Here is a 13,570-nt window from a genome sequence, read left to right as displayed (position 1 = left end):
AGAGCCGCTAAGGTGGACCGTCATGCGGTTGGTCATCGCGCGATGCAGCGTGGATTACGTCGGACGGCTCACGGCTCACCTGCCGATGGCGCCGAGGCTGGTGCTCATCAAGGCCGACGGGAGCGTCTCCATCCATGCCGACGACCGCGCCTTCAAGCCGCTCAACTGGATGAACCCGCCGTGCAAGCTCAAGGAGGACGGCGAGACCTGGACGGTCACCCACGGCAAGACGGGCGAGAAGCTCGTGCTGACCATGGCGGAGATCCTCCACGACACCAGCCACGAGCTGGGCGTCGACCCCGGCCTGATCAAGGACGGCGTCGAGGCGCACCTGCAGGAGTTGCTCGCCGAGCACATCACCACGCTGGGCGACGGCTACTCCCTCATCCGGCGCGAGTACATGACGGCGATCGGCCCGGTCGACATCCTCTGCCGCGACGCGACGGGCGCCACCGTGGCCGTCGAGATCAAGCGGCGCGGCGAGATCGACGGGGTCGAGCAGCTCACCCGCTACCTGGAGTTGCTCAACCGCGACCCGCTGCTCGCCCCGGTCCGCGGCGTCTTCGCCGCCCAGGAGATCAAGCCGCAGGCCCGCGTGCTGGCGGCCGACCGCGGCATCGGCTGCGTCACGCTCGACTACGACGCGCTGCGCGGCATCGAGCCGGAGAACCCCACCCTCTTCTGAACGCGTGACACCCGCCGCGGTGGCCCGTTCCAGGACCGCGCCGGCGCCTCGTCCCGGCCGGAAAGGGGCGTGTCGCCCGAGCTTAGGCACCCTCAAGGTTTGAGCCATCGGTCAGGATTGTCACGTTCTTGCACGGCCGATGTAAGAGGTAAACTTTTCGCCCTTTCCCAGAAGCCGATCATCCGTCCATAATTGTGTGCTCTGGGGGCCACGATCATGTTGGACGGGTGGATTGTGAACCGGTCTTACCGGGGAATGTCAGCTGAGCAAAGGCTGGCAGACAGACGCGAGCGGCTGATGACGGCCGCGTACACGCTATACGCGAAGCCAGGTTTCGCGTCGACGACGATCGAAAGGTTGTGCTCGGAGGCGCGGATCTCCAACCGGGCCTTCTACGAGTGCTTCGGCGGGCGCGAGGAACTCCTCCAGGCCCTGCACGAGCGATGCGTGGAGGAGAGCTTCGCCTACGTCACCAAGGCCCTGCAGGAGGCGCCGGACACACTGGACGGCCGGGTGGAGGCCGGGATTCGGGCGTATGTCGAATTCGCGACGGCCGACTGGCGGCGGGCCCGCATCATGCATCTGGAGGTGCGCAGATCAGGAGATGTCCTCACGGCATCACGCCAGCGCGCCGTCCAGTCCTTCGCCCGCCTAGTCGAGGAGGCGTCCGCCGATTTTCCGGCCACCGCCTCGCCCTCCCGGCGGCTTGTGGCCATCGCAGCCATTGGAGCGCTACAAGAGTTGCTCATCGAATGGCTGCTGTCGGAGGAGCCGCCGGAGTTGGACGAACTGGTCGAGGTGGCCACGCACATCTTCAGACAGTCACTCGGCGGTACATGAGGGCATACAACTCCGGGATTAAGAACCGCATTAATCGCGTTTTCGGATGGATTTGAAATCGCGGCAGAGGCCGCGGCAGACCGAAATGATTGAAGCATCAACGACTATCGAGGTGCGGAAATCGGCCGTGGCATCACGCCACGGCCGCTTCCTCCGCCTCGACGTGCAGCACCCGGTTGAGCCGCGTCACCGCCAGGATCCGCATGACCCGCGGGGGCACCGCCCGCAGGACGAGGCGACGCTCCGCCGCCACCGCACGCCGATGCGTGCCCACGAGCACGCCCAGGCCGGTGGCGTCGATCACTTCCAGCCGGGAGACATCCAGGATCAGGTCGCCCGCACCCGAGTCGACCGCGTCGTGCAGCTGTGACCGCGTCCCGGCCGACGTGCCGGCATCCAGCCGGACGCCGATCTGCACCACCTGGGCTTTCGGATTGCCCCGGACGCGCATGTCACCTCCTCAGCTCACACCGGCGCGCACCCGCGCGGTGTCGTCATGCCTGCCCACGGCAGTGGGCGGGGGGTAGTCCCCGATACTCCCCCACTACCCACGAATCGGCAGTGACACGACAGCGTGGAGGGCGAAGTGCCCGTCGCCCGTCGGCTGGGCGCTCAGCTCGCCGCCGATGGCCGCCAGCCGCTCCCCCAGCCCCGACAGGCCGCTGCCCAGATCGGCCGCCTGGCGGCGCACCACGCCGTCGTTGCGCACCAGCAGCTCGGCCACCTCGGTGGTGAACCGGAGCGTGATGTCGCAGAACGTCGCGGAGCTGTGCTTGAGCACGTTGGTCACCGCCTCCCGCACCGCATAGGCGAACACCGGCCTCACCTCGCCGGGCAGGTCGCGGTGGGGCAGGCGCAGCTCGCACCGCACCCCGGCCGCCTCCAGCACGCTGCGCACGCTCTCCAGCTCCGCCGGCAGGTCCAGCTCGCGGTACCCGCGCACCGCCTGCCGCAGCTCGCGCAGCGCCTTGCGGGTCAGCGCGTTCACCTCGGCCATCTCGGCCTTGGCCGCCGGGGTGTTCGCGTCCGACAGCCGTACGGCCAGCTCGGTCTTGACGGCGATGGCGGAGAGCTGGTGGCCGACGAGGTCGTGCAGGTCGCGGGCGAAGCGCAGCCGCTCCTCGGCGACCGCCAGCCGGGCGTGCGCCTCCCGTCCCTCGTGGGCCTGCAGGGCGAGCCGGTAGATCCACACCCAGAGCCGGTTGGACGGCGGGAAGCTCGCGCACATGATCGTGTAGATCAGCACCAGGAAGACGATGGGCACCTCAGGCTCGTCCCGGCCGTCGATCATCAGGCTGTAGCCGGTGAGCACGCCGGCGACGCCGATGCCGACGGCCACGACGAACGTGCCCACCGAGATCCACACGGCCCGCCAGAGCGGGACGCCCACCGTCGCGACCGACAGCCACGCCATCGTCACCATGCCCCAGCCGATCGGGTCGCCGCCGCCGATGACCGCGGCGAACACGGCGAGAGCCCCGGACACCACCACCTCCCTGGTGGCGTACCGGGACTCCAACGCCGCGTCCAGGATGCGCAGGTAGTACCGGCTGAAGACCACCACGGCCACCAGGGCCGGGCCGAGGCGCCACCACTGTGCCTTCCCCTGGGCGATCTCGCTGACGACCAGCAGGGCCAGCATGAACCACACCAGGACCAGGAAGGAGACCAGCACCCACCGGCACAGCCGCCGCGCCCGCGTGATCGCGTCCATCGAGGTCCGGCTACTTCGCCCGCAGGACTTCGCCGAGCCGGACCCTGGCCCCGGTGCGCAGCACGGCCCGCTCGTAGACCTTCGCCCCGAACGACAGGACCGCCACCACGGCCCCGGCCATGAGCGCCATCGACAGCCCGATCTCCCACAGCGGCACCTCGGCCGCGGCCATCCGGACCGGCATGACCATCGACGAGAACGGCGGGAGGAGCGACATGATCGTGGCCAGCGTGCCGGTCGGCTCGGCGGTCGCGTAGAAGGCGATGAAGTACGACACCATGATGAGCATGGTCAGCGGCGACATCACGTTGCCCACCTCCTCCTGCCGCGACACCAGCGAGGCGAGTGCCGCCGACAGGGTGGCGAAGAACGCGTAGCCGAGCACGAACCAGACCAGCACCCCGGCCACGATGCCCGGCGTGCCGGGCGGGAAGTCCACCGCCACTCCCGAGACGAACGACGCGGCGATGCCTACCACGAGGATCGTCCCGAGATTGATCAGGCCGAGCACGCCCAGCCCGATGATCTTGCCGCCGAGCAGTTGCCACGGGCGGATCGAGGTGAGCAGGATCTCCACGATCCGGCTGCCCTTCTCCTCCACCACGCCCATGGCGACCATCATGGCCTGACCGATGATCAGCATGAAGAGGACGAGCGTCAGCACCACGGCGATCCCGGTGCGCGCCTCCTGGTAGCGGGTGTCGGCGCCGACCGACTGCATCTGCAGCGGCTCGATCCGCACGCCGGAGGCGCCCAGCTTGGCCTCCCGGTGCGTGCTCTGCAGCAGCACGCCCAGCTCCGACTCGATCTTACCGTCGGTGAGCACCTTCGCGCCGTCGACGAGCACCGCGTCCACGTCGCCGTCGAGCAGTGCTTTCCTGGCCGCCGCCTCGTCCGGGAACGCCCGCCACTCGATCTTCGCGTCGGGCGCCGCGGCCTGCACCGGGAGCTGCTGCGAGTGGACCGTGCCGAGGGTGTACTCGTCCGGGCCGCCCATGAGCTTGGGCGCGAACGCCACGGCGGCCACCAGCACGGCCGTGACGAACAGGCCGATGACGAACGCCTTCGTCCGGATCTGGGTGGTGATCTCCCGGCGTGCCACCAGCATCAGCGTGTTCACGCCACGGCCTCCTTGAAGATCTCGGTGAGGGTCGGCTGCTCGTAGCCGAAGTGCTCGACCTGGCCGGCCTTCATGGCGCGGCGCAGGATCTCCTGGTCGTCCCCGGTGGAGGTGGCCAGCTCGTGCCGGTCATCCCTGACGGTGAGCCTGCCGGGCAGGCCGTCGGCCCAGCCCGGCGCCGCCTCGCGCACCACGACCCGCAGGGTGCGGCCCTCGGCGGCCCGCAGGTCGCCGACCGTGCCGCTGGCGACCATCCGGCCCGCCGAGACGATGCCGACCGAGTCGCACAGCCGCTCCACCAGGTCGAGCTGATGACTGGAGAAGATCACCGGCACACCGCCGCGGCAGCGCTCCTGCAGCGCCGTGGCCAGCGTGTCGACCGCGATCGGGTCGAGCCCCGAGAACGGCTCGTCCAGGATGAGCACGTCGGGGTCGTGCACCAGGGCCACCGCGAGCTGCACCCGCTGCTGGTTGCCCAGCGACAGCGACTCGACGGCGTCGCTCCTGCGCTCGCCGAGGCCGAGCCGGTCGATCAGGTCGTCCGTGGCCTTCGTCGCCGCCGCCTGGCTGAGCCCGTGCAGGCGGCCGAAGTACTCGATCTGCTCGGCCACGCGCATCTTCTGGTAGAGCCCGCGCTCCTCCGGCATGTAGCCGAACCGGCGGCGGTCCGCGGCCGTCAGCGGGTTGCCCTGCCAGGTGACCGAACCCGAGTCGGCCTGGAGCACGCCCATCACGATCCGCATGGTCGTCGTCTTGCCCGCGCCGTTCGCGCCGACGAACCCGTACATCTCGCCCGGCCGGACGGCGAAGCCGATGCCGTCCAGGGCGAGCTTGCCCTCCGGCGAGTCCGGGCCGCCCGCGAAACGCTTGCGCAACTCGCTGATCTCGAGCATCAGGTCCTCTCCTTCATCATGGGTCTATCTTGGCGTGCGCCAGATTCGCCCTGTAGTCGCCGAAATCACCACCCTGCTGTGCGCCCTGAGTCCCTTTCGGATGACATTTGTCATTACGCTGAGCGCATGACGCGCCAGGACAAGGACAAGCCGGTCGTGCTCTCCCGCATCTACACCCGCACCGGCGACGACGGGACGACGACGCTGGGCGACATGAGCCGCACCGCCAAGACCGACACCCGGCTGGCCGCCTACGCCGACGTCGAGGAGGCCAATGCCCACCTCGGGCTCGCCCTGTCCCACGGCACGCTGCCCGCCGAGCTGGCCGAGATGCTGACGCGGGTGCAGAACGAGCTGTTCGACGTGGGCGCCGACCTGTGCACGCCGGTGGTCGCCGATCCGGAGTTCCCGCCGCTGCGGGTGGAGCAGTCGTACATCGACTGGCTGGAGGAGCAGTGCGACCGGTTCAACGCCGAGCTGAAGCCGCTGCGCAGCTTCATCCTGCCGGGCGGTGACCCGGCGACGGCCGCGCTGCACCTGGCCCGGGTGACGGTCCGCCGGGCCGAACGCTCGACCTGGGCGGCCCTGGAGGCCCACGACGACATGAACCCGCTGACGGCCACCTACCTCAACCGGCTCTCGGACCTGCTCTTCATCGCCTGCCGGGTCGCACACGCGGGCGACGAGATCCTCTGGCGCCCGGGCGGCACCCGCTAGCCGCCCCAGGGCCGTCCATGACCTGGGGCAAGGCGGGCCCGTCGAAACCCTTCAGACGGCCGGCAGGACGCCGTGACGGCGGCCCGCCGTCATCCGGTCAGCGGGCGTCTTCCTGGAGGCCCCCGGCCCCGTGCGGCGGGTGGCGGCCGGCCAGGCCGTGCCGTGACAGATCAAGCGACGTCGAGGTATGCGCTCGGGGGCGCGGCTTCGAGCCAGGAGAGGAAGCCCGTGAGCGCGTCGGCGCTCATCGCGAGGGAGATGTCGCGCGTCGTGCCCCCGCAGTCGATCGCGTAGAGCCCGCCGTCCAGCTCGCGCCGTGACGAAACGACGAGGCCGCGCCTCGCGATCGCGTGGCGCGGCCTCAGTCGCACACCTATGAGCGGAATCCAGTGGAGCTCCCCGTCGGCGTAGCGGGCTACCCCGCTGCGCCAGCCCTGGTCGCGTACGCGCAGCCGACAGGGGACGCTGCCGCGCGAGCGGGCCAGGGCGAGTCCTCGCAGGACCACCAGGGCGGCGGCCAGCAGCACACAGATGAGAATCGTCGCTGCCACCACCATGCCGCCCCCTTGGCTCGCTGTCGTCAGACCTCTTCGCCTGCCGCGCGCAGCCGGGCCCTGGCTCGCTTGGCCTCGACCGCCGCGTCGGCGTCCTCCTGGTTGGCCTCGATGGAGGCCTGAGCGCGGTCGAGAGCGTCACGAGCGGCCGCCACGTCGACCTCCGAGCCGAGCTCGGCGACCTCCGCGAGCACCGACACCTCGTCGTCGGCCACGGAGATGAACCCACCGTGCACCGCCGCGACGAGGTCGCCCGCACCCTCGCGCTTCACCCGCAGCACGCCACCCTCGACGAGGACCCCGAGGACGGGTGCGTGTTGCGGCATAATACCGATCTCGCCGTCCACGGTCTTGGCAATCACCATGTCGGCCTCGCCGGACCAGATCTCACGCTCGGGTGAGACAACCCCTACGCGTAGCTTCGCCACTTGTGTAGGTTCCTTTCCGATCAGGTGATGGCACGGCCGGCAGCCGTGCCATCACCGTATCCGCGGGCGCGCAAAGCTCGCCCTCCAGTCCGGGCGATTTAGCGCTCGAGTTCCTTGGCCTTGGCGATGGCCTGGTCGATGCCGCCGACCATGAAGAACGCCTGCTCGGGCAGGTGGTCGTACTCGCCGGCGCACAGGCCCTTGAACGAGGCGATGGTCTCGTCCAGCGGAACGGTCTCGCCCGGCTGGCCGGTGAAGGCCTCGGCCGCGTACATCGGGTGCGACAGGAAGCGCTCGATGCGGCGGGCCCGCTGGACGGTGACCTTGTCCTCCTCGGAGAGCTCGTCGATACCGAGGATGGCGATGATGTCCTGGAGCTCGCGGTACTTCTGCAGGATCCGCTTGGTCTCCTGGGCCACCCGGTAGTGCTCCTCGCCCACGATCTGCGGGTCGAGGATCCGGGAGGAGGAGTCGAGCGGGTCCACCGCCGGGTAGATGCCCTTCTCCGAGATCGGCCGCGACAGAACGGTCTGCGCGTCGAGGTGCGCGAACGCGTTGTGCGGGGCCGGGTCGGTGATGTCGTCGGCGGGCACGTAGATCGCCTGCATGGAGGTGATCGAGTGACCGCGCGTCGAGGTGATGCGCTCCTGGAGTACACCCATCTCGTCGGCCAGCGTCGGCTGGTAACCCACGGCGGACGGCATACGGCCGAGCAGCGTGGAGACCTCGGAACCGGCCTGCGTGAAGCGGAAGATGTTGTCGATGAAGAGCAGCACGTCCTGCTTCTGGACGTCGCGGAAGTACTCGGCCATGGTCAGCGCCGACAGGGCGACCCGCAGACGGGTGCCCGGCGGCTCGTCCATCTGGCCGAACACCAGCGCGGTGTCCTTGAGGACGTCGGCCTCCTCCATCTCCAGCCAGAGGTCGTTGCCCTCGCGGGTGCGCTCGCCCACACCGGCGAAGCACGAGGTGCCACCGAAGTTGCGGGCGACGCGGCGGATCATCTCCTGGATCAGAACGGTCTTGCCGACGCCGGCGCCGCCGAACAGACCGATCTTGCCACCCTGCACGTACGGGGTGAGCAGGTCGATGACCTTGATGCCGGTGACGAGCAGCTCGGTGCGGGACTCAAGCTGGTCGAACGGCGGCGACGGCCGGTGGATGCCCCAGCGCTCGTTGATCTGGAGCGAGGAGGTGGGCACGTCGAGCGTCTCGCCCAGCGCGTTCCACACGTGGCCCTTGACGACGTCGCCGACCGGCACCGAGATCGGCGCCCCGGTGTCGGTGACCGCCTGGCCGCGGACCAGGCCGTCGGTGGGCTGCATGGAGATGGCCCGCACGAGGTTGTCACCCAGGTGCTGGGCGACCTCGAGGGTCAGGGTCTTGGTCTCGCCGCCGAGGGTCACCTCGACCTTGAGCGCGTTATAGATCTCGGGCATCGCCTCGACGGGGAACTCCACGTCGACGACGGCGCCGGTGACGCGCGCGACGCGGCCTGTGCCTGCCGCGGCGCTTTCTACAGTCTCAACAGCCTCTGCAGTCATTTCACTCTTTCCCCGCTGCGGCGTCAGCGAGCGCGTTGGCGCCACCGACGATCTCGCTGATTTCCTGGGTGATCTCGGCCTGACGAGCCTGGTTCATCTGCTGGGTCAGCACCCGCATCAGCTCGTTGGCGTTGTCGGTCGCGGACTTCATCGCGCGCCGCCGCGCGGCCTCCTCGGAGGCCGCGGACTGCAGCAGCGCCGTGAAGATGCGTGACTCCACGTAACGCGGCAACAGCGACTCGAGGACGTCGCCGGCGGTCGGCTCGAACTCGAAGTACGGCGGGATCGCGGTCGACTCGCTGACCTCGGTCTCCTCGACCTCCAGCGGGAGGATCCGACGGACCACGACGTTCTGCGAGAGCATCGAGACGAACTCGGTCGACACGATGTGGATCTCGTCGATGCCGTTGTCGTCCTTGAACGACTCGATCAGCGTGTCGGCGATCTCCTTGGCGTCGGCGTAGGCGGGCTTCCGGGAGAAGCCCACCCAGCTGCCGCCCATCTCCCGCTGGCGGAAGGAGTGCCAGGTGACACCCTTGCGCCCGGTGACGAACGGCAGCACGGTCAGGCCGCGGCCCTCCAGCAGCCCGCGCAGGGCCTCGGCCTCGCGCAGCACGTTGGCGTTGAAGCCACCGCAGAAGCCGCTGTCACTGGTGACGATGAGCACGCCCGCGCGGGCGGGGTTCTCCTTCGCCACGGTCAGCGGATGGTCGACGCTCGCCGCGTTGCTGACGACGCCGGTGACGGCGCGAGTGATCTCGCGCTCGTACGGCAGCGCCGCCTGCATCCGCTGCTGCGCCCTCACGATCCGCGAGGAGGCGATGAGCTCCTGGGCGCGCGTGATCTTCGCGGTCGACTTGACCGAGTTGATCCGCCGCCGCAGCAGCCTTAGCTGGGCACCCATGTCCTACTTCTTCTCCGCCGGGCGGACGACCTTCTTGATCTTCTCCTGGCCCACCTCGTCGGCGCCGAGCGGCGCGACCGGCTCGTCCTTGACGAGCAGCTCACCCGAGGAGGTGGTGAAGCCCTTCTTGAACTCCGTGATGGCGTCCTTGAGGGCGGTCACCGTGTCGTCGGACAGCTCCTTGGTCTCCCGGATGGAGTCGAAGATGCCCTTGTGCGAGCTCTGCAGGTATTCGAGGAACTCGCCCTCGAACCGGCGGACGTCCTCGGTCGGCACCTCGTCCAGCTCACCGGTGGTGCCGGCCCACACCGACACGACCTGCTTCTCGACGGGGAACGGGGAGTACTGCGGCTGCTTGAGGAGCTCGACCAGACGCTGACCACGGTCCAGCTGGGCGCGGGAGGCGGCGTCGAGGTCGGAGGCGAACGCGGCGAACGCCTCCAGGTCGCGGTACTGCGACAGCGACAGCTTGAGCGTGCCCGCGACCTTGCGCATGGCCTTGACCTGCGCCGAGCCACCGACTCGGGAGACCGAGATACCGACGTTGATGGCCGGGCGCACACCGGCGTTGAACAGGTCGGTCTCCAGGAAGCACTGACCGTCGGTGATGGAGATGACGTTGGTCGGGATGAACGCCGACACGTCGTTGCCCTTGGTCTCGATGATCGGCAGACCGGTCATCGAGCCGCCGCCCATGTCGGCCGACAGCTTCGCGCAGCGCTCCAGCAGCCGCGAGTGAAGGTAGAACACGTCACCCGGGAAAGCCTCACGGCCCGGCGGGCGGCGCAGCAGCAGCGAGACGGCGCGGTAGGCGTCGGCCTGCTTGGTCAGGTCGTCGAAGACGATGAGGACGTGCTTGCCCTGGTACATCCAGTGCTGGCCGATGGCCGAACCGGTGTAGGGGGCGATGTACTTGTAACCGGCCGGGTCGGAGGCCGGGGCGGCGACGATGGTCGTGTACTCCATCGCGCCCGCCTCCTCCAGGCGGGCCTTGACCTGCGCGATCGTCGAGCCCTTCTGGCCGACCGCGACGTAGACGCAGCGAACCTGCTTGTCGGGGTCGCCGGTGGCCCAGTTCTCGCGCTGGTTGAGGATGGTGTCCACGGCCACGGCGGTCTTGCCGGTGCCACGGTCACCGATGATCAGCTGGCGCTGGCCGCGGCCGATCGGCGTCATGGCGTCGATCGCCTTGATGCCGGTCTGCAGCGGCTCCTTCACCGGCTGGCGCTGGACGACCGAGGGGGCCTGCAGCTCAAGGGCGCGCACGCCCTCGGTCTCGATGGCACCCTTGCCGTCGAGCGGGTTGCCCAGCGGGTCGACCACGCGGCCGAGGAAGCCGTCACCGACGGGCACGGACAGGACCTCGCCCGTCCGGCGGACCGTCTGGCCCTCCTCGATCTTGCTGAAGTCGCCCAGGATGACGACACCGATCTCACGGGTGTCGAGGTTCAGGGCCAGACCGCGCGTGCCGTCCTCGAACTCGAGCAGCTCGTTCGCCATCGCCGAGGGAAGGCCGGAGACATGGGCGATGCCGTCGCCACAGTCGACGACGGTCCCGATCTCCTCGCGCGCGGCGCCTTCCGGTTCGTACGCCTGGACGAAGCGCTCAAGCGCGTCCCGGATCTCGTCCGGCCGGATCGTAAGCTCCGCCATCTCTACTCTGTCTCCCTCTTCGCCTAGCCGGCCAACCGGCGGCGGACTTCTTCGATTCGTCCCACAATGGTGGTGTCGATGATCTCGTCGCCGATGCGGACCGAGAAGCCACCGAGCACTCGCGGATCCACCTCGACGTTCAGGTGCACGTCGCGGCCGTAGGAGGTGCGCAGCCAGGTCGCCAGGCGCTGCCGCTGCTGTTCGGTCAGCTCGACGGCGCTGCGCACCACCGCGACATAGCGCTGGCGCTGCTGCGCCACAAGCTGGCCGAACGCCTCCAGGCCCGTCTCCAGGCTACGTCCTCGCGGATGTACTGCCACCTGCGAGATGAGGCGCAGGCTGGTCGGCGCCGCCCTGTTGCCGAGCAGGTCGCGCAGCAGCTGCCGCTTGCCCTCCTCGGGGGCCGCCGCGTCGGACAGTGCGCGGCGCAGGGCGGGGTTGGCGGCGATGACACGGCCGAAGCGGAAGAGCTCGTCCTCCACCTCGTCGAGGGTGCCCTGCCCCTCGGCCTCGGCGGCCGCGGCGATGACACCGAGCCGTTCGAGCACGTCGGCGAGGTCGCCGGCGCGGGACCACCGAGCCGACACCGCGGCCTCGGTGGTGGCGATCGCGGCCTCGCCGACCTTGCCGGCGAGCAGCGTGCGCGCCGTCCGGGCCTTCGCCTCGGCGGGCCGGGCGGGGTCGGACAGGGCACGGCGCAGGCCGGGCTCACGGTCGAGCAGGTCCGCGATCGCGAACAGCTCGTCGGAGAGCGTGCCGAGGTCAGCGCTTCCCGCCACCGCGTTGAAGCGCTCCTCGACCTCCACCAGCGAGCTTCTGCTCAGCCCTCTCATTAGCGCACCGCCTGCGCGCTGGAGCTCTCGAGCTCGTCGAGGAACCGGTCGACGGTGCGACGCTGCCTGGCCTCGTCCTCCAGGGACTCGCCGACGATGCGGCTGGCCAGGTCCGTGGACAGGCGGCCGACCTCCGCACGGAGCTGGGCGAACGCCTGCTGCCGGTCCGCCTCGATCTGGGCGTGCGCGGCCTCGATGAGGCGGCGGGCCTCGGCCTGCGCCTCCTCGCGGAGCTCTGCCTTGATCTGGGCGGCCTGCTCGCGGGCCTCCTCACGGAGCCGAGCGGCGTCCTGCCTGGCCTCGGCCAGCTGGTCGCGGTACTGCTGCTGCAGCACCTGCGCCTCGGCCTGGGCCTCCTCCGCCCTCTTGATGCCGCCCTCGATGGCGTCGGTGCGCTCGGCCAGCGTCTTCTGGATCCGCGGGACGAGCATTCTGCCGACGACGAAGAAGACGACGAGGAACGCGAAGATACCGACGACGAGCTCGTAGACGTGCGGGATGAGGGGGTTGGCGCCCCCTTCCGCCGCGAGGAGCGTAGCTGCCATGGTCATGGGTGCAGCCTTTCGTCAGGGATTCTTCTGGTCTTTAGAGGTTCGCGAAGATGAACGGCGCGACCAGACCGATCAGGGCGAGGGCCTCGGTGAGGACGAAGCCGAGGAGCATGTTCTGGCGGATCAGGCCGTAAGCCTCGGGCTGGCGCGCGATGGCCTGCACGCCCTGACCGAAGATGATGCCGACGCCGATGCCGGGGCCGATGGCGGCGAGACCGTAACCGATGGCGGTGACGTTGCCGGAGACCTCAGCGAGAACGCTCATTGCTGTTTTCCTTTACTGGACGGCCGGTGAAGCGGAGTCTCACCGGTCTGGACTTATCCGGTATGTGGTTCTCAGTGCTCTGCGTGCAGCGCGCCGCCGATGTACATCGCGGCCAGCATCGCGAAGAGGAATGCCTGCAGGAACTGGATGAACATCTCGAAGCCGGTGAGGATGATGGTCATCACCACACCGAGGACGCCGATGGGCGCGCCGAGCGGCGTCAGCTTCTCGAAGAGGAACCAGAAGCCCACCATGCTGAAGAACGCCAGGAGCATGTGGCCGGCGAACATGTTGGCGAACAGTCGCACCGCGTGCGTGAAGGGCGCGATGATCATGTTCGACAGGAACTCGATCGGGGCCAGCAGCAGGTAGATCGGCTTCGGCAGCCCCGGGGGGAACATCATGTTCTTGAAGTAGCCGACGCCGCCCTGGTGCTTGATGCCCAGGTAGACCTTGAGCGCATAGATGGACAGCGCGAGCACGGCCGGGAAGGCGATGTGCGAGGCCACCGGGAACTGGACCACCGGGACGACGCCCATGACGTTCCAGATCAGCACCAGGAAGAAGATGCTGACGAGCAGGCCCATCCACCGGTCGGCGTCCTTGCCCAGGAAGGGGCGGGCGACCTGGTCGCGGACGAACATGTAGCCGTATTCGGCGACGTTCTGGACGCCCCGCGGGACCACCTTGGGACTGGCGAAGGCCGCCCAGCAGAAGCCGATCACCACGACGGCGCTGAGGAGAGCGAGAAGGACCGGCTTGGTGAACCAGTCGACCCCCGGGATGATGGGGGGCAGGGTGAACAGCTCGTCGGGCGTTGGAGCCCCGAACTGATCTTTGGGAGCGAGGACCGTCAGCGCATTCACGCG

General features: G+C 69.1%; 16 protein-coding genes. 3 read left to right on the top strand and 13 right to left on the bottom strand.

Features of this window, described 5'->3' with window-relative positions; translation table 11 throughout:
* Window positions 1-22: 22 nt before the first annotated feature.
* Complete coding sequence (nucS, locus tag FHU36_RS37835; protein WP_185088831.1) at window positions 23-685, top strand: endonuclease NucS; 663 nt, start codon at window positions 23-25, stop codon at window positions 683-685.
* A gap of 297 nt (window positions 686-982) precedes the next feature.
* Window positions 983-1,525: a TetR/AcrR family transcriptional regulator gene (locus FHU36_RS37830; protein ID WP_246503068.1), complete on the top strand. Its 543-nt coding sequence runs from the start codon at window positions 983-985 to the stop codon at window positions 1,523-1,525.
* Between the two features lie 133 nt (window positions 1,526-1,658).
* Here FHU36_RS37830 and FHU36_RS37825 read toward each other — a convergent pair whose 3' ends face one another.
* From FHU36_RS37825 to FHU36_RS37810, 4 genes are all read right to left on the bottom strand, one after another.
* Window positions 1,659-1,976 (bottom strand): STAS domain-containing protein, encoded by a 318-nt coding sequence (locus FHU36_RS37825; RefSeq protein WP_185088829.1) that lies wholly within the window; start codon window positions 1,974-1,976, stop codon window positions 1,659-1,661.
* A gap of 93 nt (window positions 1,977-2,069) precedes the next feature.
* Window positions 2,070-3,239, bottom strand: coding sequence for a sensor histidine kinase (locus tag FHU36_RS37820; protein ID WP_185088828.1), 1,170 nt, complete (start codon window positions 3,237-3,239; stop codon window positions 2,070-2,072).
* Window positions 3,240-3,249: 10 nt separating this feature from the next.
* The gene (locus tag FHU36_RS37815) at window positions 3,250-4,359 is read right to left on the bottom strand and encodes an ABC transporter permease (RefSeq protein WP_185088827.1); all 1,110 of its coding nucleotides are present in this window, start codon (window positions 4,357-4,359) and stop codon (window positions 3,250-3,252) included.
* Entirely contained in the window at window positions 4,356-5,252 is an 897-nt protein-coding gene (locus FHU36_RS37810; protein ID WP_185088826.1) for an ABC transporter ATP-binding protein, read from the bottom strand. Before FHU36_RS37810 ends, FHU36_RS37815 begins: the two co-directional genes overlap by 4 nt.
* 126 nt (window positions 5,253-5,378) lie before the next feature.
* Here FHU36_RS37810 and FHU36_RS37805 point away from each other — a divergent pair, with 126 nt between their 5' ends.
* Window positions 5,379-5,969, top strand: a complete 591-nt coding sequence (locus FHU36_RS37805) for a cob(I)yrinic acid a,c-diamide adenosyltransferase (RefSeq protein WP_185088825.1) — start codon at window positions 5,379-5,381, stop codon at window positions 5,967-5,969.
* Window positions 5,970-6,139: 170 nt separating this feature from the next.
* Here the strand turns inward: FHU36_RS37805 and FHU36_RS37800 are convergent, their stop codons facing one another.
* The 9 genes from FHU36_RS37800 to atpB form a co-directional block, all read right to left on the bottom strand.
* Complete coding sequence (locus FHU36_RS37800) at window positions 6,140-6,526, bottom strand: DUF2550 domain-containing protein (RefSeq protein ID WP_221497119.1); 387 nt, start codon at window positions 6,524-6,526, stop codon at window positions 6,140-6,142.
* Between the two features lie 23 nt (window positions 6,527-6,549).
* The gene (locus FHU36_RS37795; RefSeq protein ID WP_185088824.1) at window positions 6,550-6,951 is read right to left on the bottom strand and encodes a F0F1 ATP synthase subunit epsilon; all 402 of its coding nucleotides are present in this window, start codon (window positions 6,949-6,951) and stop codon (window positions 6,550-6,552) included.
* 98 nt (window positions 6,952-7,049) lie between these two features.
* Complete coding sequence (atpD, locus tag FHU36_RS37790; protein WP_185088823.1) at window positions 7,050-8,495, bottom strand: F0F1 ATP synthase subunit beta; 1,446 nt, start codon at window positions 8,493-8,495, stop codon at window positions 7,050-7,052.
* A 1-nt stretch (window position 8,496) separates the two neighbouring features.
* Entirely contained in the window at window positions 8,497-9,399 is a 903-nt protein-coding gene (locus FHU36_RS37785) for a F0F1 ATP synthase subunit gamma (protein WP_185088822.1), read from the bottom strand.
* A gap of 3 nt (window positions 9,400-9,402) precedes the next feature.
* On the bottom strand, window positions 9,403-11,052 hold the full coding sequence (gene atpA, locus FHU36_RS37780) for a F0F1 ATP synthase subunit alpha (RefSeq protein WP_185088821.1): 1,650 nt from the start codon (window positions 11,050-11,052) through the stop codon (window positions 9,403-9,405).
* Window positions 11,053-11,075: 23 nt separating this feature from the next.
* Entirely contained in the window at window positions 11,076-11,885 is an 810-nt protein-coding gene (locus tag FHU36_RS37775) for a F0F1 ATP synthase subunit delta (protein WP_185088820.1), read from the bottom strand.
* Window positions 11,885-12,436 (bottom strand): F0F1 ATP synthase subunit B, encoded by a 552-nt coding sequence (locus FHU36_RS37770; RefSeq protein ID WP_185088819.1) that lies wholly within the window; start codon window positions 12,434-12,436, stop codon window positions 11,885-11,887. The genes FHU36_RS37775 and FHU36_RS37770 overlap by 1 nt, the downstream gene beginning before the upstream one ends.
* A 34-nt stretch (window positions 12,437-12,470) precedes the next feature.
* Window positions 12,471-12,701, bottom strand: a complete 231-nt coding sequence (gene atpE / locus FHU36_RS37765; RefSeq protein ID WP_101784104.1) for an ATP synthase F0 subunit C — start codon at window positions 12,699-12,701, stop codon at window positions 12,471-12,473.
* Between the two features lie 71 nt (window positions 12,702-12,772).
* Window positions 12,773-13,567: a F0F1 ATP synthase subunit A gene (atpB, locus tag FHU36_RS37760; RefSeq protein WP_185088818.1), complete on the bottom strand. Its 795-nt coding sequence runs from the start codon at window positions 13,565-13,567 to the stop codon at window positions 12,773-12,775.
* Between the last annotated feature and the right edge of the window lie 3 nt (window positions 13,568-13,570).

Origin of the sequence: Nonomuraea muscovyensis (genome assembly GCF_014207745.1) — a bacterium.
GTDB classification, from domain to species: domain Bacteria; phylum Actinomycetota; class Actinomycetes; order Streptosporangiales; family Streptosporangiaceae; genus Nonomuraea; species Nonomuraea muscovyensis.
The sequence above is the reverse complement of the archived record's forward strand: the minus strand, read 5'-3'. Positions and strand labels throughout refer to the sequence as shown.